27 protein-coding genes and 1 pseudogene are annotated in these 20,711 nt (G+C 46.8%); 7 read left to right on the forward strand and 21 right to left on the reverse strand.

Annotated features, from left to right (window positions below; all coding sequences use genetic code 11):
- Both USH94_RS20690 and USH94_RS20695 read right to left on the reverse strand, forming a co-directional pair.
- Entirely contained in the window at window positions 1–1,308 is a 1,308-nt protein-coding gene (locus USH94_RS20690) for a terminase large subunit domain-containing protein (protein WP_111965025.1), read from the reverse strand.
- The gene (locus USH94_RS20695; protein WP_111965024.1) at window positions 1,286–2,275 is read right to left on the reverse strand and encodes a terminase small subunit; all 990 of its coding nucleotides are present in this window, start codon (window positions 2,273–2,275) and stop codon (window positions 1,286–1,288) included. Before USH94_RS20695 ends, USH94_RS20690 begins: the two co-directional genes overlap by 23 nt.
- 122 nt (window positions 2,276–2,397) lie before the next feature.
- On the opposite strand from USH94_RS20695, the gene USH94_RS20700 reads away from it, so the two are divergent.
- A complete protein-coding gene (locus USH94_RS20700) occupies window positions 2,398–3,024 on the forward strand; it encodes a hypothetical protein (RefSeq protein ID WP_111965023.1) in 627 nt (208 codons plus the stop codon).
- 258 nt (window positions 3,025–3,282) lie between these two features.
- Here the strand turns inward: USH94_RS20700 and USH94_RS20705 are convergent, their stop codons facing one another.
- The 13 genes from USH94_RS20705 to USH94_RS20760 all read right to left on the reverse strand — a co-directional run bounded on the left by USH94_RS20705 (window position 3,283) and on the right by USH94_RS20760 (window position 10,368).
- Entirely contained in the window at window positions 3,283–3,777 is a 495-nt protein-coding gene (locus USH94_RS20705; protein WP_111965022.1) for a hypothetical protein, read from the reverse strand.
- A gap of 116 nt (window positions 3,778–3,893) precedes the next feature.
- Complete coding sequence (locus USH94_RS20710) at window positions 3,894–4,412, reverse strand: Rha family transcriptional regulator (protein WP_111965021.1); 519 nt, start codon at window positions 4,410–4,412, stop codon at window positions 3,894–3,896.
- Between the two features lie 308 nt (window positions 4,413–4,720).
- Window positions 4,721–5,182 (reverse strand): lysis protein, encoded by a 462-nt coding sequence (locus USH94_RS20715; protein WP_111965020.1) that lies wholly within the window; start codon window positions 5,180–5,182, stop codon window positions 4,721–4,723.
- Window positions 5,179–5,673, reverse strand: a complete 495-nt coding sequence (locus tag USH94_RS20720) for a lysozyme (protein WP_111965019.1) — start codon at window positions 5,671–5,673, stop codon at window positions 5,179–5,181. The genes USH94_RS20715 and USH94_RS20720 overlap by 4 nt, the downstream gene beginning before the upstream one ends.
- Entirely contained in the window at window positions 5,651–5,875 is a 225-nt protein-coding gene (locus tag USH94_RS20725; RefSeq protein WP_111965018.1) for a class II holin family protein, read from the reverse strand. The genes USH94_RS20720 and USH94_RS20725 overlap by 23 nt, the downstream gene beginning before the upstream one ends.
- A gap of 668 nt (window positions 5,876–6,543) precedes the next feature.
- Window positions 6,544–6,735 (reverse strand): hypothetical protein, encoded by a 192-nt coding sequence (locus tag USH94_RS20730; RefSeq protein ID WP_047958756.1) that lies wholly within the window; start codon window positions 6,733–6,735, stop codon window positions 6,544–6,546.
- Between the two features lie 192 nt (window positions 6,736–6,927).
- Window positions 6,928–7,761 carry an antitermination protein gene (locus USH94_RS20735; RefSeq protein ID WP_111965017.1) on the reverse strand — a complete coding sequence of 278 codons (834 nt, stop codon included), beginning with the start codon at window positions 7,759–7,761 and terminating at the stop codon, window positions 6,928–6,930.
- The gene (gene rusA, locus USH94_RS20740) at window positions 7,758–8,120 is read right to left on the reverse strand and encodes a crossover junction endodeoxyribonuclease RusA (protein WP_111965049.1); all 363 of its coding nucleotides are present in this window, start codon (window positions 8,118–8,120) and stop codon (window positions 7,758–7,760) included. The genes USH94_RS20735 and rusA overlap by 4 nt, the downstream gene beginning before the upstream one ends.
- Window positions 8,121–8,122: 2 nt before the next feature.
- Window positions 8,123–8,323, reverse strand: a complete 201-nt coding sequence (locus USH94_RS20745) for a hypothetical protein (protein ID WP_111965016.1) — start codon at window positions 8,321–8,323, stop codon at window positions 8,123–8,125.
- Window positions 8,324–8,327: 4 nt separating this feature from the next.
- Complete coding sequence (locus USH94_RS20750) at window positions 8,328–8,930, reverse strand: DUF1367 family protein (protein ID WP_111965015.1); 603 nt, start codon at window positions 8,928–8,930, stop codon at window positions 8,328–8,330.
- Between the two features lie 39 nt (window positions 8,931–8,969).
- A complete protein-coding gene (locus tag USH94_RS22570; protein WP_224065701.1) occupies window positions 8,970–9,212 on the reverse strand; it encodes a hypothetical protein in 243 nt (80 codons plus the stop codon).
- Between the two features lie 106 nt (window positions 9,213–9,318).
- On the reverse strand, window positions 9,319–9,543 hold the full coding sequence (locus tag USH94_RS20755; protein ID WP_069719100.1) for a DinI-like family protein: 225 nt from the start codon (window positions 9,541–9,543) through the stop codon (window positions 9,319–9,321).
- A 375-nt stretch (window positions 9,544–9,918) separates the two neighbouring features.
- On the reverse strand, window positions 9,919–10,368 hold the full coding sequence (locus USH94_RS20760) for a VOC family protein (RefSeq protein WP_014884017.1): 450 nt from the start codon (window positions 10,366–10,368) through the stop codon (window positions 9,919–9,921).
- 487 nt (window positions 10,369–10,855) lie between these two features.
- Here USH94_RS20760 and USH94_RS20765 point away from each other — a divergent pair, with 487 nt between their 5' ends.
- Both USH94_RS20765 and USH94_RS20770 read left to right on the forward strand, forming a co-directional pair.
- Window positions 10,856–12,037 (forward strand): diguanylate phosphodiesterase, encoded by a 1,182-nt coding sequence (locus tag USH94_RS20765; protein WP_111965014.1) that lies wholly within the window; start codon window positions 10,856–10,858, stop codon window positions 12,035–12,037.
- Between the two features lie 270 nt (window positions 12,038–12,307).
- A complete protein-coding gene (locus USH94_RS20770; protein ID WP_069719097.1) occupies window positions 12,308–12,964 on the forward strand; it encodes a TetR/AcrR family transcriptional regulator in 657 nt (218 codons plus the stop codon).
- A gap of 45 nt (window positions 12,965–13,009) precedes the next feature.
- Here the strand turns inward: USH94_RS20770 and USH94_RS20775 are convergent, their stop codons facing one another.
- On the reverse strand, window positions 13,010–13,999 hold the full coding sequence (locus tag USH94_RS20775; RefSeq protein WP_069719096.1) for an MDR family oxidoreductase: 990 nt from the start codon (window positions 13,997–13,999) through the stop codon (window positions 13,010–13,012).
- Window positions 14,000–14,454: 455 nt separating this feature from the next.
- Between USH94_RS20775 and USH94_RS20780 the strand changes: the two genes are divergently transcribed.
- On the forward strand, window positions 14,455–16,014 hold the full coding sequence (locus USH94_RS20780) for a diguanylate cyclase (protein WP_414146660.1): 1,560 nt from the start codon (window positions 14,455–14,457) through the stop codon (window positions 16,012–16,014).
- A 117-nt stretch (window positions 16,015–16,131) separates the two neighbouring features.
- Here the strand turns inward: USH94_RS20780 and USH94_RS20785 are convergent, their stop codons facing one another.
- Window positions 16,132–16,572: a GNAT family N-acetyltransferase gene (locus USH94_RS20785; protein WP_111965833.1), complete on the reverse strand. Its 441-nt coding sequence runs from the start codon at window positions 16,570–16,572 to the stop codon at window positions 16,132–16,134.
- 162 nt (window positions 16,573–16,734) lie between these two features.
- On the opposite strand from USH94_RS20785, the gene USH94_RS20790 reads away from it, so the two are divergent.
- Window positions 16,735–17,091, forward strand: coding sequence for a DUF4440 domain-containing protein (locus USH94_RS20790; protein WP_111965834.1), 357 nt, complete (start codon window positions 16,735–16,737; stop codon window positions 17,089–17,091).
- A gap of 48 nt (window positions 17,092–17,139) precedes the next feature.
- On the opposite strand, the gene USH94_RS20795 is transcribed toward USH94_RS20790, so the two are convergent.
- The 4 genes from USH94_RS20795 to USH94_RS20810 form a co-directional block, all read right to left on the reverse strand.
- The gene (locus USH94_RS20795) at window positions 17,140–17,826 is read right to left on the reverse strand and encodes a replication protein P (protein WP_111965835.1); all 687 of its coding nucleotides are present in this window, start codon (window positions 17,824–17,826) and stop codon (window positions 17,140–17,142) included.
- Window positions 17,823–18,740, reverse strand: coding sequence for a replication protein (locus USH94_RS20800; protein WP_181574053.1), 918 nt, complete (start codon window positions 18,738–18,740; stop codon window positions 17,823–17,825). The genes USH94_RS20795 and USH94_RS20800 overlap by 4 nt, the downstream gene beginning before the upstream one ends.
- Before the next feature lie 84 nt (window positions 18,741–18,824).
- Complete coding sequence (locus USH94_RS20805; RefSeq protein ID WP_111965837.1) at window positions 18,825–19,376, reverse strand: toxin YdaT family protein; 552 nt, start codon at window positions 19,374–19,376, stop codon at window positions 18,825–18,827.
- 2 nt (window positions 19,377–19,378) lie between these two features.
- Entirely contained in the window at window positions 19,379–19,606 is a 228-nt protein-coding gene (locus USH94_RS20810) for a transcriptional regulator (RefSeq protein WP_111965838.1), read from the reverse strand.
- 105 nt (window positions 19,607–19,711) lie between these two features.
- Between USH94_RS20810 and USH94_RS20815 the strand changes: the two genes are divergently transcribed.
- Both USH94_RS20815 and USH94_RS20820 read left to right on the forward strand, forming a co-directional pair.
- Complete coding sequence (locus tag USH94_RS20815) at window positions 19,712–20,098, forward strand: helix-turn-helix domain-containing protein (RefSeq protein ID WP_111965839.1); 387 nt, start codon at window positions 19,712–19,714, stop codon at window positions 20,096–20,098.
- A 213-nt stretch (window positions 20,099–20,311) separates the two neighbouring features.
- Window positions 20,312–20,711: pseudogene (locus tag USH94_RS20820) on the forward strand (hypothetical protein); the annotation flags it as partial.

Genomic DNA, 20,711 nt, shown 5'->3' on the forward strand with positions numbered 1-20,711 from the left:
TCAGAAAGTGGTGTCCATGGTGATTGAATATGCCGGTTTCACGATCGGGTAATCCTTCACGATGAAGTACCCACCAGCATCATTGGGGTGATCGTTGTCTGCTGATTTATCCGGTTCGCCATTGGCCGCCCAGATTTGCTGCTCGAGGCTTTCGGTATAAACCGGGCAGTTCTGGACGTTCACCAGATAGCGGCGTTCGCCGTTGGCGTTACAGAACATGGCGTTCATCGAGTTGATACGGTCCTTAACCGGCGGGTTGGCATCATCAACAATGACGCTGAATCCGGCATCGTTGAGCTGAGCAATATCGGTCTTGCTGGCGTTCTGCGATTTGCGTGAGTCACCAGAGGCATCCGGATAGATGTAAATCTCCCGGCTCTTCACGTAGCGTCCATCCTCGTAGCGCCAGAACTCTTCCTGGATGCGCTTAATCATCGCCGGAGTATCGTAGACGTTCACGAGTTCACGAACCGCACGCGGCAGGCCATTACGCTTTACGTGAACAATCGCGGCCATTTTCCCTACGTTGAAGTCCATACCAATAAATAGCGGATCCCCGTCCTGAATCTCGTCAGAACAGTTATTCAGTTTGCGGTTGAAGGTGTGGTAAATGGTCCCACTGTTAAGGTTGGTGAATTTTCCGCGCAGGTATGCCTGAATTAATTCGTCAGGGTAAGAGCTCAGCAGCGATGGGATGTAATCAGGCGGTAGATTCTTCGCATTGTCGAAAGTGCTGGCCTGAATCAGCCCATAAAGGGCCGCCAGTTGGGGCTTTTCACGTACCGCCTTCACGAACTGCTGGTAGACGAACTTGAACCCTTCTGGCGTCGTCGTTACATCGATGCCATTACGCAGCCCATCAACCTTGTAACGCATACGAGCGATAATTTTTCGCCACGCCTGCTGCGCTTTGGCAGCCGCCATGACGTCCAGCTCATCCACCATCGCGTTACCGATTTTGAAGCCGACTATCGAGCCTGGTTTCTCCATCGAACGGCAGATTGTTGTCCCGCGGTACCGTCGCCCCTCGTAGAAGTGAACCTCTTTGTTCCCCTCGTTGATTTTGACGCTCAGCCCCCAGTCGAAGGCCACCTCTTCAATCGTCGGGTAGAAGATGTCACGAATCTGCGGGTACGTCGGCGCGAAATAACCTTGGTTGATTTTAGGGTGCTCCCACATCCCTTTACAGATGCCGCCACAACCCACCCACGTCTTACCGGAACCGAACCCGGCAACATAGGCTTTGAATTTGTGCTGCATCGCGAGGAAGCGCGCCTGAGGAATGTTAAGTGTCGGGCTGATCCCCATCGTCTGCCCTCGCATCCACTACGTTGATATTGATTTGAACTGGGGTTGGCTCGTCGTCCTCACCATCACCCGCCAGCTCTTTACGGAGTTTCTCAATCTCCAGCTGCCGGCGCTCGATTTCAATCTGCTGCAGTCGCTGCGCGAATTCGCTATCCGCCAGGCCGAGGCGCTTCATGACCGCTTCGAACATCCGCTCGCGGCTGATTGCGGTGATTTCGACGCCATTTTTGCCGACCTTCACGCCAGAGTAAGCGAGACGAGAAGCTGCCGGGAGTTTGCGTGTATCAGGGAAGTAAGGCTGGCCAATGCCGTCACCATTGCAGCGCGGGCATTCTGGGTTAGGCTCTCGGGTATGGTCATAGCCGTAACCGCCGGAATCTTCAGGTTCACGTCTGTCACGCTCAACAGCCTCGAGCCTTTTCTCTTCGAATTCAACTGCATCGCGCCACTGGTAGTGATGACCGAAGCCCCAGCAGTAACGACACGCGCCGCGACGATACTGCGAAAGGTGGTTTGCATCGAAGGTGGCGAGCTGCCACATCTGGGCCAAGACCTCATCGGCACTGCCAAGCGTGCGCACAATGGAGGCTTTCTGCTGCTGCGCAATGGCCTGCGCAACGTTAGGATTCGCTATGAGCTGACGACCGTAGTTTGGGTCACTATAACCAGCACGTGCAGCGGCGGCTGTGGCGTTGTTGTCCTTCAGGTACTCCGCGACAAATAAGCGCTGCTGAGCGGTAAGTCCATCATCATCCACCAGCTCATTTGCGCTTTTATCTTTCTGCGCAGTGCGCATTTTTTTCTGCGCAGGTTTTTGCGCAGTTTGCGCAGAAGGTTTTTTGATATATCGACGTGCGGTAGCGTAGTTCAGTTCCTGCGCTTTACACCACTCCTTTGGTGATACGCCGGTTGCGGCATGTTCAGACAGGAACCGTTGCTGAAGCTCGCCCCAGTCCGGTTTTGCCATAACTACCCCTAGTTTAAATCTGTCAATTAAGAGATATTAGTTCCACACCTCAACGAGGTGCTCACAACCGAGCATTTCTTATTTGTAGGTGAACACCGTTTTTCTAACTATTTTGAGTGAAGATGATGGATAGATTTAAGAAAAAGCTAATTGAGCAAATATCATTTCTTGAAAGCTCGTGTGAAAATTACGACAAAGGAAAAACTCATGAAGCGTTTCGAATTGCCCTTAGTCTGCGGGTCATTTTTTATTCAAGCAGTAAGAGTACATCACTGCTCAAGCATCTGAATGTGCAGTTAAGTGATTTTCGCCTCCTCAGTACAGGAGGCATGCCAAAGGAACTGGCGGCTAATTGCATACAGTATTACGGTCTGGGAATCTTCGAGATTGGTGGGTCCAGTGAATCCTCATACAAACCTTCATTTGGCAATGGTCCTGTTAATAAGCTTTTACCACTAAAAGATTGGTGGAAGGAATGCGTCTATATCCTGGAACCTGGCAAGCCGATATCAAGGTATAACATAATGGATGGTGCGGCGAACAATGACGGAGGTGCTCATGTAGATGAGAAACTAGAACCTCTATATGAATCTTTATCTCAAGATGGAGCCTTAGGCACTTTCGAAACGTTCGATGAAAGACTCAAAACTCTTAAAAAAACCCAAATAGTGAACGCTAACCATGTAGCACTAAGACAAATGGCATACGAGGTTTTGCACAGTCCTGATCTTACAAACCTATCCAAATAACCATATGATTTTTCTATAAATACCCTAATCCGCACAACTATTCTACCTGCTCAGGCTCGCGGTTTTCTATCAGTCAAGTGTAGGTTTCGCCTGTTTGGGTGGTTTGCGTGATTTGGTAGATGTCGGGCACTGAGAACCTCTTTATCCGCTAGTGGGGGTATTTGGTTGATTATGCTCTGTAGGGATAATAAAAAATTCTCGTTTAATCATGCCATATAAAAACCCCGGCAGAGCGGGGTTTCAGAATGTCATAAAGAATCACAGTTCTCTTTTAAAAATACGCGCTGAAGCTACTTTATCTGTGCCGTTCATACCATACGGATGCTGTGTATGGTACTTACGAAGCAGCAAATCGCATACTTTCTGATGCATTGAGAGAAGAATTCTATCAACATCACCCTGACTTTTTGCATCAGGGAATACGTCAAAGTTAATCAAAAACAAAAAGTCATCTTCTCCTTCTGGAGTGTGGGCTTCGTACAGATAGCCTTCATCTGCGGATTTTACCGGCGTGAATCCAGTGATAGCCGATGGCTCTATATATTTGTCAATTTCCCTGGAAGGAAGCAACCCAAGAGCATCCTGTACTAAAGTTGTGCAAAATGCCACATCTTGAGGATCATCGAAGTTTACAGCTCGAGTAGCCTGATTTTTCCCAAAGGTTTCAAGTATTTGTTGTTGGCTATAACCTTCTTTATCTAAATATTGTATCCATGGATACAGATGTGCCCAAGGATTTCTTTTCCAGCCCATGATAATTCTCCTTTTATTAAAGAAATCCCATAATACCGGATAAAAGCTTTTCCTGTGAATCTGTACCAGCTCGCCATTTTCAAGCCCACCCGCAGGTAGGCTTTGTAATGGCCTGCTTAGTGAATCAGCAACTCAGGCTGCGTTACCTGCATGATGTGCTCATGTTCGAGCTTCAGTACGCTCTTCTCTTTCTTCCGCTCATTCATCAATCGGCTTCCGATCGTGCCTTTCAGCTTTGATCGCGTTTCTTTGATGGCGTAGCGGTGCTGCATTTCTTCCCCCATGGCAACTCTTCGGCTCAGTTGCTCCGCCATCCAGTTAAAGGCATTGATGTAGCACTCCTTTACTGCGGCAGCTGTTTTTCCAGTGAACCCCATCACGAGCATCATGCATCCGTCTCGGGTGATGTTATACATCGGCTGAACATCACCATTTTTATCAATGAAATCAACGGGCGCAAAATTGCGCCTGGTGAAATCATCAGAGCATTTCAGGTTACGTATGGCGCGCAAAACGTCTTTGTGTCGCTTGCCAAAGTAGTTCGCCACCTTGATTGATGTGGTGATTATCTTGTTATCGAGAGTCGTGACCATTTCACGAAAATCGAAAGCCGGAATAACTGACGGATTATTCATAGCGTGTACCTTTCTTTGAGATGAACCTTTGCCGCATAGGAAATCAGCCCGTCGAGGCTCGCCAGCACTAACTGACTTCCTCAAAGGCTCATTTCAAAGGGTTTGGTTCGACGTGGTTTGAATGCGCTGCGGTGCGCAGTGAAATGCGGAAACAAAAAAGCCCCGCAGATAGCGAGGCTCCTAATATTGGTTGCAACTCACACCAACATACCAAAAACATACTTGAATCGTTGCATTTTGTCTACTTTTCCGTAAGCACATGATTTAATTGAGCACGCTTTTTAAGCAAAACGTTATGTTATATCACCCTACTTCATACACTGGTTGTTGATGTATCCCTGTAAATATCCAACTTGGTTCGTCACTGTGATGATTCTCTCTTTAAGGGTGAAATAATCCCGTTCAGCGGAGTCAGTAAGTCGGGGGCCGGTAGCATCGCCCATGCCGCTGGTGCTGGCCGTTCCGTTCGCGGGACATCTGGCGTTGACGTGCAGCCCACACTTGCCATTGCTAACGCAACGCTGCAGATCTTCAAGCTGAGATTTCGCATCGGCTAATTCCTTCGTGTATTTAGCATCCAGTGCAGCGACATCTCGCTGCCGGGTCTGCATATCTTTGATGGTAGAGTTTGCCAAGCTGAGCTTCTCGGTGGCTTTATCGCGCTGGTCTTTGTATGTGATGGCGTTGTCGCGGTAGTGATTAATCGCCCAGACCATGGAACCCAGCATACAAATTACGACAGCGCAAATGATGGCTGTTAATCGGTTCATTTCTGGCCCCACTCGCAAACTTCACGCTCAATCTCGCGCCGAGTGATAAGCCCCTTCCACTGTTTGCCACCGGCATACGTCCAGCGCTGCAGTTCTTTGCATGCACCCGGAACGTCGCCGGAATTTAATTTTTTCAGCAGCGTCGATCTGCTAAACGCTCCAGCTCCTACGTTATAGGTGAAGGAGTAAAGCGCGGCCCGAGTGGTTTCGGGAACATGGACTTTAATCAGCGGGTCGATAGCTACAGCAACCTTACGCAAATCGGACTGCAGCATAGCGTCACACTCTCTGTCGCTGTAACGGTGGCCGCGGCGAACGTCAGCCCCGGTATGTCCATCACAAACAGTCCAGACACCAACGACGTCTTGATAAGCGTAATAGCGTCTTCCTTCGAGTCCATCCGCATTGCCCAGCATCACAGCTGCAATAGTGATTGCGCTGGCTCCGCCAACAATGGCACCCATCAGCTTATTCCTGAGTGTCGGGTTCATCTCGGCTCCTGCTGCGGCGGTTGTCTTCGCGGATTTTGAAGTAGAGATTTGTCAGGTACGTCATCACTGCAATGATGATACCCACCAGCACGCCGATAGCGTTCCACTGTTCGGGACTGTAGGCATTCAGCATGCCGTTTAGGATGCTGCCGGCTGAAGCGCCGTATGCAGCGCCGGTGGTTAATTTGTCCATGCGATACATGCTCTCACCTCGCTTTGTGCGGGTGTTGGGTGGAGGAAATAAAAAAGGCCGCCGAACGACAGCCTAGTGATGATTTTTACTTTCCGTAGCTACTTTCTAGCTAGGAAAGCAAAAAATTAAAGGATCCTTAAGAAGAGCCATTTACATGAGAAAATAATTAACTATCCACATAGTTTAAAAATGTTATTATTTACATTAAGGCATGACTTTAGCTTAAGTGGATAAAAGAAAGACAATCGGGCAGAAGATGGAATTATTATTGCGGAGAGGAGTGATGTCGTTCTCCGCGCTTTTTTGTCTCAGACGAGCTTGTAATGTTTCGAGGATCGTTTTGCTAAAACACGTACTGAGGTTTAGCACCCTTTCTTAGCTCTGAGGTCTCTTACAAAACACAAGGGAGAAATAAAAAAAAACCTGCTCGGACAAGCAGGCATAAATAGCTAAGTTGGCAATAACTGAGGGAGTGGTGCCGGGTGCCTCCCGGTGGAAATGATCACAGCATTCATTTCCGCGCGCTGGTTGGACACTCTAGAGAAATGTCCTGCTGAACCGCCCCTCCGCTTAGGGGGATCCACCACAAAAACGCTTTCAGAAACATCCATTCCGCAGGATGCTTAAGAAGCATATGTGCAGTATGAAGAATCTGCCACATAATCAGATGAATATATTCATCTAAATGGTAGAGGGAGAGGGCCTTCAATCACCTCAGCTTCTCCGTTGTCGCAGATGTCGTCACCCTGTGTCAGATGCCAAATACCATTAAAAGTAAGTCCCGTCTCAAGATCTTCAGTAACGCCATTGCTGAAGTAAGCAACCTGAATCCTGCCGTTGTGCTGAATCCAATAGAAACCTTCTTCCATATTCCCTCCTGCGTTGTTGGGGAAATTATAAGTCACCGCAGGGTTGAATGATTTTAGATATTCTTAAGTCGCTATTAAGCAAAAAGCCCCACGGAGTTAACCGCAGGGCTTTAAACGAAGGCAATAACCCATCGTTAGAGCAAAATTACCACAGATTCGAGAAAAGTAAATAGTTCACGATAAATTCACGCCCTATTTTGTTATCTGCTTCAGCTGCGCATCAGCCCAGGCCTCTTCGATGTCAAACCTGGTGATGAGCTGATCGTAGAATGGCTTAACAGATTTCTTCCATGTATCGAGGCTGATTGCATCCGTTATCTTCCTTAAAGCTGCGTAAGCCTCCGTTGATGGAATTCGCTCAAACCCCCGCCCACTGCAGCGCTTGCAATCAGCCAGTACCGGAACGCCCTGCTGCTCTGTAAGAGCCTGATTAACAGCTTTCCCGCGGCCATGACAATCTTTACAGGCACAGCTTACTACCTTCTTCCCCTTACACTGAGGGCAGAGAACGCGCGCTACCTCCCTGACCTGCCTGTGCACCTCATACTCAGAAGGACGAATATCCTCCGTGCCCATGTTCAAAGACATCTTCACGAATTTCTTCTCTTTTGCCGGAGTGTGAGACTTCATGCTGTAGACCTCAGCATCAATAAACCCTTCCCCATTGCAGCCATCGCATTGCTTCACGCTGGCGGCGCTGCGGGAATAGTCCTCGAACGCGAAGCTGGCCAACTGATGCATCACCATTGGCTTAACCCCGGCATCCAGTTTGCGCAACGCAGCCACCCGATCGCACTTGGTCAGCGCATACTGGGCCAGCAATTCGATCGCCCTCTCCCGGTCATTGTTGCTAATACCCATCTTCCCGAGAAAGGCGCTATAACCCAAGGCTGCCCGTTCCTGCGTCATGCCCATCGCAGCCATGATATCCGTTCCGGTTAATGAGTCTGACGCCGTAGCGCGCGGAGAGTCGCTAATCATTGTCGATTTGGCGAAGTGATATTTGAGGGTGTTTTCAAGATTCATGCGGTCTCCAGCTCGGTAATGGTGAGTTCTAATTTCCCGCCCTTAATGACAGGCATTTTCACAACGCGATAATCCACAACCTGGCAGTCATCCAGCCAGAATCCCGCCTTGGTTAAAGCGTCGAATGCAGCTTTCTGCAGGTTATCCAGATCGCGGCGCCGGCGGTCGGGCATGTAACATTCAATGCGGATTTTAATTGGTGCGGCCGTGCGGATATTAAGCCGGGCGCTTCGAATGACACTTGCGACCGCATAGCGGTACGCGACGCCATCAGCGCTAATATGTGTACGCCCGCGGTTGTGCCGGTAATACCGGTTATTGCTCGGCGGCCAGGGCAAAGTGATTTGATATGTCTTCACGCTCACCCCCACATCCGGTTTCGCCAGCGGCTATCCGGGCGCGCTGGAGTATTTGAGGTTGGCAGGAATGCACTTACAGTCCAGGTCACGTAATCCGGATTAAGGCTGCGCTCTACTCGCACGCCGCGAGCTTTGTAGCGCTTAACCAATTCGTCGGCCTGTTCGGTGCTGCAGTCGGTATGCTGGAACCAGGTCTTCTTCATTCCATCACCCCGCAAAGCCAAGCAGCTGCGCGGCGACATTTTCGGCCTCATCGCGACTGCGGAATGAACGGGACAGGACCCATCGCCAGAGGACATCGAGCGCAGCTTTATAAAGTTGCTGGAACTCGAGCTCGTCCATGTTGGCGAATGAGATGCTACGAGGATGCTTTTTGAGTGTTCCGTCAGGTAGCTGAATGGCATCAAAGTGCCCTGCCTCGACGATCACCCACGAGCGATAAGCATCGAAGGATTTGCACAGGCTAATGCCATTCGTGACGCGCCGGTAAGCAACCTGCTCAAGATACTGTTCAGCAGCATCGATAAGCGCGCCCTCATTCCCGCCATAAGAAGCCAGGAATTTTGCGTAGCCGGTGATCAGCTTCCTCTCGTTACTCGAGATAGCCCCGTCGGTTGGTTCCCAGTATTCAAAACCGAGATTGAGAAGCGCGAAAAAGCGCCGGTGAAATGCCGGATTTCGTACCCGCCTGAACTCGGCAACAAGAACATCGCCGAGCCGGGTTTTTGATTGCAGAATATCGCTGGTCTCGGGCGTAGCCGGGATCAGTATTCCTGAATGGTGTTTGATAAGTTGTAATTCTAGCGCCATGGTTATCTCCGTGGCGCATCAGGTATAGGTTGTTCAGGCCTATGAAAGAATAATATCAGACGGTGGTGTAACTCGGTACCCCAGCCGTTTTGCAAATTGCATAAACCCATTGAGAGTGAAGATTTCTTCCTCTTCGAGTAACGGTCGTAATGAAACTATTCCATTTACTCGATAAACCAGATATCTCCCTTCCGCCGGGAAGCTATAGATAACTGCTTTATCGGCCCTTCTGACCACATCGTACCATTGATCATCTGCATTAAAGGCATCTGCACTACACACTATTTCCCCCAGAGCGACTTATTGACGCGGTAAACAGTAATCGGGAACAGCCAGGGGAACGCAAACAGCGATACTCTTTGAAACTGCTCCAGTGAAATTCACGCGATTAATAAAACCACTCGTCCGCGCTTTCCCAGGTCTCCTGCACAATATGTTCGACCTCTTTCTTGTCGCCCCCGAAAACATTCAAACTGTCATTACTGGCACGCTTAATCGTAAGCTGGCAATTGTCGAACTGTTTACTGAGCCTTTTGAACAGTTCTGACTCGAGTGCAGGTATAGCTTCATCAGGAAGTTTCTTCATGCGATCAATGGTTAACTCGATTTTCATTTTCCCCTCCGCAACGAACAACTGTATGCATATACAGTATATTTATAAACGTATCTCACGGATTTTGCAACGATTAAAGAGTGTTAGCACTATGGAGCTCTTGCAGGCTTGCAGGCTTGCAGGTATCTGTATTAAGGACGCTATGGGAGGGAACTCAGATTTGGTCGTCAACAATCAACAGTTATGTTGAATAGCTTTCACCAGAGTTTTGTGCAGTTTCGCTACTAAATTTTGATTTTGAAATGAAATTAATAAGATGAAAATTTGCAAAGGCGATTATGGAGCTTGCTGTTACTAAGAAAAAATTAGTCAGCAAGCTCTAAAACGACATGAAACATTACCAAAGCGTAATGTAATCCAACCGGTTATCGAAATTTACTGAGATGCAGGCACTCTATCATCTTGACGGAAAGCCTCGATCCCGACTTTCTGACCATAAGAAAGTTCAAGTGTGTTGCCATCAGGATCAGCGAAGAAGACATAATAACCTACCGGTTCGCCTGCCTGAGTCGGTTCTTTTCGCAAGATGCCTTCCATTCTGGCCATCGCTACCTTATTGTCGATTTCTTCAATGCTTGAACAAGCTACTCCCAAGTGACCAAAATTACCTAAAGGGGTGTCAGTCACAGCATCAACCTGGACAAGGACAAGCGCAAAAGGGCGAGTTCGGTCACTTAACCATGCGACTTTACGTGCCTCCGGAAGGTCAGGCTCTCGACTGTGTACGACTTCCATGCCAGCATAACGGCCGTAAAAATCGATACTTTTTTCCAAATCTCTAACAACAAACGCAACGTGCGTAAAACCGACATCAATCTCTTTCATTAGGCTAATCCTTTAACTATCTCCAGAATCGCCATCTTAAAAGCTCAAGTTAACTTGAGGTCAAGAGACTTTCAATCAGTGATTTTGCTGGATTTCTTGCACGTATTGTTCAATGTCGTTCAGGGTTGCAGCCTATGCTAACTAACTCCAGCAAAATGAAGATAAGGCCCGCTACACACAGAAGAAAAGATAAAGTTAAAGCCGCAATAAAAACCATTCGAAACTCCATGTAATCATTTTCACTACCAAAATCTTAGAATCAATTTTTACTTTGTCACGTGCGCATACCAGGCAATTTTTATGTTGCAGAGCCAAACATATCTCGCGGGCTTTAACCACGGTTGTTGAATGGTTTTTTGTGAAGCATTTTACTCTTCATGGACAATTTTAATGTTACCGGACTCTTTTTTGTAAATTTTTCAGTTAAATAGCCCTAACTGACCTTTCGCATGCTACTTTAGTAGAAAATCCTTTAAAGTGTGCAACTATGCTTACCACTCTCATCTACCGAAGCCACCTGCGAGCTGATACACCAATTCAATCCATAGTTGACATGGTTAGTGAAGCCAATTCCCGAAATGAACGTGCGGGGATAACTGGTGTTTTACTTTTTAATGGCGTTCATTTCTTACAGCTTCTGGAAGGAGATGAAACCGCTGTAATGCAAATCTATAAAAAAATTTGTATGGATGCACTTCACTTTAACATTGTAGAACTCTTATCCGATTATGCCCCCTATCGACGATTTGGTCGCTCAGGCATGGAATTAATTGATATAAGACTATTCAGTAAAGAAGAGTGTCTGGACAGGGTTCTTCAACGTGGAACAACCCAACATAAATTGCTTTACAACGACAGAGCATTACGGTTTTTCCGTACATTTATAGATTCTGCTGAGACAGACAGCTATTATGAACTTCCTGATAGATTCAGTTGGTTTTTTTCATCCGATCAAATAAATGTATCATCGGTTGATCCCGATATTATCGAAGACATGCATGCAGTTATAGACCCTCTGGCTGCTCAAATTCATTCTTTTGTCTTGAGTGCAAAATCAGATAAAGACGATATAAAAGCCAATAATTTATTTTTTGATTTGGAATCGAAGAGAGACTTGTTAAAAATCGCAGGGAGTTTCATTACCTCTTCACAACGAGTATCAATAACACTCCTGCCTTTAACCTTACTGAGGGTACCTAATGCGATTGAGATATTGCTCGATTACATCAGAGAAAGTAACTTATACCCAGAACAAGTTATAGTTGAGTTTTCAGAGAGCGAAATAATCCCTGAAGTTGATGAGTTCGCGCATTCAGTGCAGATACTCAAAAGTTGCGGTGTAAGCGTTGCTATTAATGACTTTGGTGTAGGAAATGCAGGTTTATTGTTTCTTTCAAAATTTCAGCCTGAGAAGCTAAAAATACACCCTCAACTAATCCAAAACATACATAAAGACGGTTCCAAACAGGCGATACTGCAAAGCTTAATACGTTGCGGCGAACTTTTAGAGATAAGGATTTGTGCAACAGGTGTCGAACAACCAGAAGAATGGATGTGGTTAGAATCCGCTGGGATATTTTGCTTCCAGGGCAATCTTTTTTCAAAATATGATAAAAATGGATCTTTAACGATCTTCTGGCCAGAATCTAATGAGTTTAAAGAATGTTAAAATGAAACTTTAGACATTCTTCTGTGATAAGCAAAGTGTAATGTCCGATAAGTACACAAAGCGGGCGCAGCCAATTCGTTGCTGCACTCACTAATAAAATTTGACATGAGGGACAGCAAGGTCGCTCATACGCGCTGCAGTTGAATTAAGTAGGACGGTATTAAGACTTGTAGTTGGCAACGGTCCCCTTCAAAATGCCGAGGTGAAACTGGTTGTAGCTCTTAGGCAAAATCACTTATTCTTTGCCGCTAACCATGTAGGAGAAGATCCATGACCAGTGAAATCCGCAGACGGGGAAGACCACGGAAAACAGAGAGCACCTATGCAGATACTCGTAATGATCTGATCCGCAGCGGTCTTGAGTTGCTGACGCAGAATGGTTTTCTTGCAACTGGAGTCGATGCCATTGTCAAAAATGCCGGTGTTCCTAAAGGCTCGTTTTATTATTACTTCAAGAGCAAAGAGGAGTATGCGCAGGCCGTCCTCCATGCCTATGACAGTTTCTTCGAGCATAAACTTAAAAAACATCTTCATGAACCTTTATGCCCACCAATGTTACGGCTGGAAAATTTTATCCACGATGCCTGCAACGGGATTAAAAAGTACAATTTTACCCGAGGCTGCCTTGTTGGAAATATGATGCAGGAAAGTCCGGGACTGCCACAATCCTTTATCCAGCAGCTACAAGATGTTCTTGAGAACTGGCAAGAACTTGTTGCTTCCTGTCTGTCCGATGCACTAACTTCAGGCGAAATTTGCTCCGAAATGAACGACAAACAACTGGCAGCTATTTTCTGGAGTGGCTGGGAAGGTGCCGTTATGCGTTCCAAACTTTATAGTTCAACCCAACCTGTGTACGATTTCTGGAACTATTTCAAAGCATCTGTCCGTTACCAGTCGTCGCAGGAAGCAACTGAAGCACAGTAAAAGAGGAGCCGGTAGCGGCCCCTCGTTCGATCTGCAACTCCGTATCTATATTTGGCTACATTCAATTACCGCTCGGCCGCGAATTCCGCCATTCAGAAGTTTTTCGGCTACAGTGATGGCCTCACTTAGCGGATATACAGTCGTCAGGCTATCCAGCCTGGACTCTGGCAAATGCTTTAACGCCTGCTGCCAGATCGCCGCTCTTTTCTCTTTCGCGAACATGACACTGTCAATCCCTTTCAGCGTAACACCACGCAGAATAAACGGAGCCACATTTCCCATCAACTCCATACCCTGAGCCATGCCACAGGCTGCAACAATACTGCCATAGCGTACCCCTGCACAGGCGTTACAGAGCGTGTGGCTGCCGACTGTATCAATGGCAGCAGCCCAGCGTTCTTTTTGTAACGGTTTGCCCGGGCTTGAAAGCTCAGCACGGTTAATGATGTCGTTCACCCCGACCGTTTTATATAGCCACGAGGATTCTTCCGGCCGACCGGTAGAAGCAGTCACATGGAAGCCCATAGACGAAAGGATCATGGCCGCAATACTACCGACACCTCCGCTGGCACCGGTAACAAGTACGGACCCATCTTCAGGCTTAACACCATGATTGAGCAGCGCGTCGACACACAACATCGCGGTAAACCCAGCCGTCCCGATAGCCATGACGTGTTTGCTATTTGCGCCTGCCGGAAGCGGCGTCAGCCAGTCGCCTTTCACTCGCGCTTTTTCAGCCAGCCCACCCCAGTGCTTTTCCCCCACACCCCAGCCGGTCAGCAGGACTTTATCACCGATCCGAAAATCAGGATGTGCGCTGTCAGACACGGTACCAGCAAAATCGATGCCTGGAACCATCGGGAAATGGCGGACAATGGGGCCGCGTCCGGTAATTGCCAAAGCATCTTTGTAATTGATTGAAGAGTGATCAATGTCGACCGTAACATCTCCTTCAGGGAGTTCACTCTCGGCGATTTCAGCAATCTGAGTAGTGTATCGATCTTCGGTGCGGTTGATGACTAGCGATTTAAACACTTTTACCTCGTCTTTCGGGTTGAATGATGACTCATTTTCCGGAGTCTAGAATAATATTGACCGATCGTCTAATAATCAGCGACACTATCCCTAAGTTTCAGTAAAAATCAATTATTTTTATGTTTTTCAGAAAGAAACAGAGCGCGGGGTTGATATACATCAAGAAATTCACGACCTGGTTACGAGAGTAAAGGGGTTCAATGAATCATGCAGAATTGCTACCAGTTGGAGATTGCTCGCTTGAACATAATGAGCCTCACCTGAGCCCTTATGCATTATGAGGTTGAGCCTTGGTCAGGTATGCTTTCGGCGCAATAAAGTGCTGATTTGTGCTGTTGAATGCTTCTTTCAACCCGATGATAGTTTGTGAAAAGGATGAACTTGTTTACACTGTTACCTCCTCCTCTGATGTGCTGACTCTCATGCGAAAAAAACAATTTCGTTTCAGGACTTTGATGTTGATTCTCTCTGTAGGAGGGATATTACTCACCTCTTTATTGTTGTTGAGCGCTTTGACTATCTTCCAAAATGCAAATATTGAAGAAAGCCTGCTTAAGAGCAATGTGGCCTATGCACGAAAACTGGCCGATACGACCGATCAATATTTAAGCACCGCTCAGCAGGAGCTTTCTTACAGTGCTGGATTGATTAAAGATCTTCATGACCGAGTCCGGTTACAGGGAGAAGCTGATCGACTTCGTCTTCAGTCTGGTTTTTTCAATTCTGTCGTCATTGTGACAGCCAATGCAGTAGTTGCCGCAACCTCTCCAGAAAGCCTGAAATTACTTGGTGTAAAACTGCAATCAGAGGCCAGTCGTCAAGCCATCACTACCCAAAAAGCATTTATATCCCAGCCATTTATTTCAGTTGCAGGCAACTATGTCGTTTTTCTTTCACAACCAATTATTTCAACTGATGGAAAATATCTCGGTTATCTGGGCGGCACAATTTATTTGAAAAAAAAGAGTATGCTTAGCGATCTTCTCGGCCAACACTTTTATGGAAATCAAGCCGATGTAAGTATAGTCACTAAAGATGGCCTCGTTATTTTTAATAAAGATCCTAAATTGATTGGTAAAGTTATAGATTTTGAACCTTTATCTCAAGTTCGTTTGACCAAAGAAGATAATGGTTATTTCACAGAGAGTCAAAAAGGAAAACAAAATCTAATTGGCTACGCAAGCATGCAGAAAGCCGAATGGAAAGTCTTCATCTCAGGAACTTCGGATAATGTGTCCCGCATTCTATTGGAAACCATTATAAATGCATTCTGGTTTACTCTTTTCATCCTTATACTGACGACAGGAACTGTAATTTTCTTTTCTGGTGTAATATCCCGCCCCCTTGAAAAACTGGCCAGTTATACACGAACTAATGACAGTGAAAAAGCGCTGATGAATCTTGCTCATCTTAATACTGGTTATCAAGAAGCCGAACAAATAAGGGAAGCTTTCAGTCAACATTTAATAATGATGACCAAACAGGTGAGTCTCTTGAGTGATGAGGCGATGACCGATCAATTGACAGGACTATATAACAGAAAAGGTTTCTATTCCCGAATCAAAAGGCATGAACTAACGGATAAACATGCAGTGATTGCCATCGACATTGATCACTTCAAAAGAATCAATGATCGCTATGGCCATGAGGGTGGCGATTCAGTCCTGGTGAATCTGAGTAAAATGCTCCGACTGTTAACAAGTCAAGATGACATCCTCTGTAGATTCGGTGGTGAAGAGTTTATTATTTTTCTGCCTAATGTGACTCTGGAGGAAGCCTCGACTGCAGCAGAACGTATCAGAGGACTCGTAGAGAATACAACCTTCCCGGGCTCTATAAAAATCACACTATCCGCAGGAGTTGCCGAGTTATCACAGTGTGGTAGTGACATTAAAAGAGCCCTTCATTGTGCTGATTTAGCTATGTATGCCGCAAAAATGGCCGGACGTAATTTGGTGTTCTACAGTGACCCTGATGGCACCCATATTTACGATAAACCTGGTAATGGTGATTAGGCAACATTGACTAAACTCGAGAGCTGCTAAATCACCTGAAGGTAGATTTTACGGTCATACACAGGCTGAGACGTAAGCTTTGCGCCAAGAGCGGACGTTTACGAAAGAGGTCTTTGCTCAAACGCAGCGAAGTTTCTCTAATCTAATATCGGATTCGCTAACATTTCCTTTCTCAATCCAGCCCAGCCGCCTATAAAATCCTGCCGCGCGGCTGTTTTTGTCGGTTTCAAGCCAAGCCACCTCATGATGTTTGAAAATTTCCTGTTCTGCGAGTCCAACAAGTATGCGACCTAAACCTCGGCCTTCATATCTAGGTAGAACAAATGCCGCAAAAAGGCATGCTTCATCAGGCAAAATCATTGAAAAACCAGTCACTTTCCCATCATCTTCAGCAACCCATGCGCAACAACTTTTTTCAATCATATCGGTGACAACGCTCTCGGTAATTCCCATCCGCTCCATTTCTTCTCGACTGAGATGATTTTCTTTAACCGAAGTCCTGACGTCAAAAATACCCTTTATATCAGAGGGTAGAGCTAATCTTGTCCTAATATTCATCGTATTATTCCATTCATGATACTGTGTAATTTAGATGATTAACACGCTCATAGCAGATCAACAGCGCCGCATTTCACATTAGATCTGTGCAGGGGAAGGAAGTTGCATCCCAACGATTGTCACTTTAAGAGTTAATGTTCGATTGTGATGAGGGCAAATACTATGCTACTGGATACGTTAAAAAGACTCGAATGTTCTCTTCATGGCAGCAGGCGGAAAGATCGGAAATGGCTTGAACAGATACTCCATGAGAGATTTAGCGAAATAACGCGCTCAGGAGTATTAGTTGATCGTGTACAGACTATTGAAGCCCTTTCGGGGGAAGACAGCGCTCCAGCTATTCTTAGTAGAGATTTCCGGCTTATCATCGTTAGAGATAATTTCGCAATATTGCATTACAGCACGGTCCATCCAGATGGAAGTCATGCATCCCTTCGTTCTTCATGCTGGGAAATCTCTGAGAGCGGGCAATGGAAATTGGTATTCCATCAGGGAACACCTGAGGCACAGAGCATATAGTCGTCATATTCAACGTCCGCTCCTCGTTTACAGCAGACTAATTCATCCCTATACCCTCCCATCGGCCTTCATCCGCTCGTATTTGGCTTTCAGAAGCTCCGCCGGTGTCGGCCCTTTCGGCGATAGCGGCGCAGTCAGCGCCCGACGAACAGGCGGAATCTGCTTCCCGGCCAGCACCCGTTTTTCCCACATGTCCAGAATATCGCTGGCTTCACGCTCGAGTTCTTTATGGCTCAGTTGGCCATCGGTTCCCCGGCGCCACAGTTCGAGGCAGATGTGATAATAAATGGGTTTAGGCCACGGATACTGTTCACTGCTCGGATACCGGAACACCAGCTTGCGCCACTTCCAGTATTCGGCCATGACGTCAGCAGTGGTTATCCCCATCACACAGCAACCTTCCCTGCACCACTTGATGAACTGGCCAGGCGAAGGCAGGAACGGGCGATCCTGGCGACGCACCATGCGCATGCCGGCTTCAACCTGCTCCATGGTTGTGATCCCGTTTTCTTTGAAGGCCAGCACCCACTGGCGGCGGATCTCGTTCACGTCTTCTTGGCTGCGATTAACCAGACTTGCCGGAAACGCGGCCGCCAGCTGTACAAACAGCCCGTTGATAATCTGGGCCACCTGTTGCGTTTGCTCGCGTTCGGTGTACTGCTCAGGCATGTTGTGCGCTACCCGGCGAGCCTGTTCCCGGTCAAAATCGCGAATGCTCTCTGCAATGTTTTTCATTCCAGCACCCCGTCAATCCAGTCGGTATTGTGCAGGTCGATGCCGCTCCGGGATGGTTTTACCGCTGCGGTTGCACGCAGCCGTTTGGTGGTGAGCTGATCCCACTGCTTGCGCAGACTCGATGGGCTCAAGATGTTGTCTTTCCAGAACTCATCCCGGTTGGCCCACTGGAACAGGTCACAAATTTCGAAGTGGGTGCGCTTGTCCTGGACACGCATCAGCCTGATGGTGTTTGCCCATTCAGCCCAGTTGGGTTCCGATAGCGATGCGTTGACGGTGAGAAGCCTGTCGTAAATCCAGCGAGCGGCCTTGAGGTCGTCAGCGGATCCCCATGATTTACCTGCCGGGGTGTATATCCCGGCGGCGGCTTCTGGGTGGCGTGAGAGAAACTTTTGAGTTTTCTGGTTTCGGGATTCGTCAGAATTCCGAGACGAGGATCTTTTAATATTGTTCTTGTTATAGTCTTGGGTGTCTACCGTTTCCGGGAAGGTTTTTCCCGTTTTCGGTAATACTTTTCCCGATTTCGGGAAGACTTTTCCCGTTTTCGGTTTGTCTAAAATCCAGGCAGAAAGGTCAGTATTTATACCGACGGTTTTCATCACGCCCTGCTTTTGACTGAATATAATTTTACGTTCAGCGAGTGATTTGAGCACATCAGAAACATGCGAATCACTCAACCCTGTAAGCTCGGCAATCACCGTGTTCGTAACGCGGTCCTGCTTCTTGTTCCAGCCGTAGGTAAGCCAGATCACCGCCTCAAAACACTGCCACTCCCGGCCTGACATTCTCAGACGAGGCTTGAGCTGTTGGATCTCGTTAGCGACCTTGGTATACCCGTTCGACAGGTCGGCCATACGACCTCCCGGTTGTTCGGTTCTGTGGGGGAAATTGATAATTTCAGCTGTGTTTGACATACTTAGCTCCGCAATTACACTCCGTTTTTGCACCTGAAAGTCGGTTCTGTTAGCGCAGACCGGCTTTCGCCTTTTCTGAAGTCTTCACACTGCCCCCAGCATGGTTGTGACCATCGCCAACAGCGGCGCCGTAAGGTCCGGATCGACACGGAACATTTCATAAATCCCCTCGCCTAACTCCTTCAGTTTTTCCCTCTTCGGTGCATCGAGCATCAGAGCTTGCTTCGCCTCACTCACCTCTTTCTCCAGCCTGGCCATTCGGTAGGCAAAGGAGTCGTTTTTAACGACGCGGTCGCGGTACCGAAGCGGTAATACAGACATGATCGCGGGCACCAGCTGTTCGACGTTCTTTCGGTACGATGCGGAGTCTTCTTTGTTGTCGAGCCAGCGGAACAGCTTCACGTTCCAGACATCGGCCTGGCCTGAGAAGTCCACGCCATTAAGCTGAAGTTCTTCTGCAGCTTCTTGAATTTGAAGCGCAACAGCTACGCGCCCTTCTGCCGCAGCCCAAGCTCGGACCGCAGAGCAAATATCGCGATGATCAATACCCTGAGCTGTCGATTCGCTTTGATGACACGGGAATATCAGTCGATTAGAGGAAGCTCTGCTACTCTGTTGAAATGAAACAGTTTGCATTGTTAAGGCTCCTGTTTGGGTAAACCGTCTGTGGGGTTTGGGTAGAGATCGGGCCGCAGCTCGTGGGGAGTTACGCCAGTCGTGTTGTATATTTGGAGCACTCTTTCTGCCGGTACAACTCCCCTGTAGCGGTTTTTCCAACGACTTACAGACATTGGTTTTATTCCCAACATACTTGCTAGCTTTGTAGCAGTACCAACAATCTGGATAGCTTTAGTTAAACCGTTCATTGCGATCTCCATTCAAAATGACAGATAAATTAAGCCTTGGACTTACTTGAAAGTCAAGCTCAAGGCGAGTTTCCAAGTTTAAGCAAAAGACTTATTCTTCTAACTATGAAAGAGAAAACCTTACTTAATCCGACACTTGTCGAGCGCCTTACAGAACTGAATGGGCGTGGTATGAGCAAATCAGATATGGCGAGGATTGCTGGAGTAACTCCGCAATCTGTAAATGGCTGGTTCAAAAAAGGGGTGATTAGCAAAAAATCGGCTCTAGCTGTAGCTGACGCTGCTGGTGTCTCTGTGCCATGGCTACTCGGTGAAGACGTTAATGAGAAAAATGGGCTGAAGGCTGACGAGCAACGCCTGTTAGAACTTTACAGGCAACTCCCTGAAGAAGAACAAAAGAATATGCTTCGTATTTTTGCGCTTAGACTTAAAGAATTAGATGAGCTCTATGAGAAGTACATTAAGGGGCGTATCCGAACGAGTGAAGATTAGGTCTTCAAGCATGGCTTGCATGTTCACCATGATAAACCTAGCTTATGAAGTGGTGTTGTTTCGGGTGATTAAGATTGTAATACTATTCCATTTGTAAGAGATTGTAAGAATCACTTGGTATTGAAGTTAGTGTTTGGTAATCAATTATTTATTGTATATCTTCAGTTTAATAAGTTAATTCCATTATGATTTTTTAACTTAAGGAAGAATTGCATGACAGCAGAAATAGCAGTTTTCAATAGATCTGGGGTAGCTCTCGCTGCAGATTCAGCAGTAACTACGACGAATGGATTTTCAGAAAAAATCTACAATAACGCTGATAAACTATTCGAACTTTCCAAGGATCATCCAGTTGCAGTAATGATCTATAATAATGCTGTATTATGTCACGCTCCCTGGGAAGTCCTTATTAAAGCCTACCGTAAGACTTTAACTTCAACCCCCTTAAAAACAATAAAAGAATATAGCGATAGTTTTTTCTCTTTTATTGAGAACTGCAACAATATAATTACATCTGAAATGCAAAGTGAATATTTCAAACAATTATATAGAAATGCAATTTTACCCGACATTCTAAATAAAGTTCAAAACGAAGATGTAACTGCTTTCTTAC

Origin of the sequence: Enterobacter sp. 148H3 (genome assembly GCF_034107425.1) — a bacterium.
Classification (GTDB): domain Bacteria; phylum Pseudomonadota; class Gammaproteobacteria; order Enterobacterales; family Enterobacteriaceae; genus Enterobacter; species Enterobacter vonholyi.

What these genes read in the sequence shown, in the direction of transcription:
- USH94_RS20760 (WP_014884017.1), bottom strand. Translation starts at nt 10,368, where the DNA reads ATGAAAGAGATTGATGTCGGTTTTACGCACGTTGCGTTTGTTGTTAGA.
- USH94_RS20785 (WP_111965833.1), bottom strand. Translation starts at nt 16,572, where the DNA reads ATGAATATTAGGACAAGATTAGCTCTACCCTCTGATATAAAGGGTATT.
- USH94_RS20750 (WP_111965015.1), bottom strand. Translation starts at nt 8,930, where the DNA reads ATGGCGCTAGAATTACAACTTATCAAACACCATTCAGGAATACTGATC.
- USH94_RS20720 (WP_111965019.1), bottom strand. Translation starts at nt 5,673, where the DNA reads ATGAACCCGACACTCAGGAATAAGCTGATGGGTGCCATTGTTGGCGGA.
- USH94_RS20810 (WP_111965838.1), bottom strand. Translation starts at nt 19,606, where the DNA reads ATGAACGGTTTAACTAAAGCTATCCAGATTGTTGGTACTGCTACAAAG.
- USH94_RS20735 (WP_111965017.1), bottom strand. Translation starts at nt 7,761, where the DNA reads ATGAATCTTGAAAACACCCTCAAATATCACTTCGCCAAATCGACAATG.
- USH94_RS20800 (WP_181574053.1), bottom strand. Translation starts at nt 18,740, where the DNA reads ATGTCAAACACAGCTGAAATTATCAATTTCCCCCACAGAACCGAACAA.
- USH94_RS20730 (WP_047958756.1), bottom strand. Translation starts at nt 6,735, where the DNA reads ATGGAAGAAGGTTTCTATTGGATTCAGCACAACGGCAGGATTCAGGTT.
- USH94_RS20765 (WP_111965014.1), top strand. Translation starts at nt 10,856, where the DNA reads ATGCTTACCACTCTCATCTACCGAAGCCACCTGCGAGCTGATACACCA.
- USH94_RS20715 (WP_111965020.1), bottom strand. Translation starts at nt 5,182, where the DNA reads ATGAACCGATTAACAGCCATCATTTGCGCTGTCGTAATTTGTATGCTG.
- USH94_RS20725 (WP_111965018.1), bottom strand. Translation starts at nt 5,875, where the DNA reads ATGTATCGCATGGACAAATTAACCACCGGCGCTGCATACGGCGCTTCA.
- USH94_RS20690 (WP_111965025.1), bottom strand. Translation starts at nt 1,308, where the DNA reads ATGGGGATCAGCCCGACACTTAACATTCCTCAGGCGCGCTTCCTCGCG.
- USH94_RS20745 (WP_111965016.1), bottom strand. Translation starts at nt 8,323, where the DNA reads ATGAAGAAGACCTGGTTCCAGCATACCGACTGCAGCACCGAACAGGCC.
- USH94_RS20755 (WP_069719100.1), bottom strand. Translation starts at nt 9,543, where the DNA reads ATGAAAATCGAGTTAACCATTGATCGCATGAAGAAACTTCCTGATGAA.
- USH94_RS20700 (WP_111965023.1), top strand. Translation starts at nt 2,398, where the DNA reads ATGATGGATAGATTTAAGAAAAAGCTAATTGAGCAAATATCATTTCTT.
- USH94_RS20795 (WP_111965835.1), bottom strand. Translation starts at nt 17,826, where the DNA reads ATGAAAAACATTGCAGAGAGCATTCGCGATTTTGACCGGGAACAGGCT.
- USH94_RS20770 (WP_069719097.1), top strand. Translation starts at nt 12,308, where the DNA reads ATGACCAGTGAAATCCGCAGACGGGGAAGACCACGGAAAACAGAGAGC.
- USH94_RS20815 (WP_111965839.1), top strand. Translation starts at nt 19,712, where the DNA reads ATGAAAGAGAAAACCTTACTTAATCCGACACTTGTCGAGCGCCTTACA.
- USH94_RS20780 (WP_414146660.1), top strand. Translation starts at nt 14,455, where the DNA reads ATGTTGATTCTCTCTGTAGGAGGGATATTACTCACCTCTTTATTGTTG.
- USH94_RS20705 (WP_111965022.1), bottom strand. Translation starts at nt 3,777, where the DNA reads ATGGGCTGGAAAAGAAATCCTTGGGCACATCTGTATCCATGGATACAA.
- USH94_RS20710 (WP_111965021.1), bottom strand. Translation starts at nt 4,412, where the DNA reads ATGAATAATCCGTCAGTTATTCCGGCTTTCGATTTTCGTGAAATGGTC.
- USH94_RS20695 (WP_111965024.1), bottom strand. Translation starts at nt 2,275, where the DNA reads ATGGCAAAACCGGACTGGGGCGAGCTTCAGCAACGGTTCCTGTCTGAA.
- USH94_RS20805 (WP_111965837.1), bottom strand. Translation starts at nt 19,376, where the DNA reads ATGCAAACTGTTTCATTTCAACAGAGTAGCAGAGCTTCCTCTAATCGA.
- USH94_RS20790 (WP_111965834.1), top strand. Translation starts at nt 16,735, where the DNA reads ATGCTACTGGATACGTTAAAAAGACTCGAATGTTCTCTTCATGGCAGC.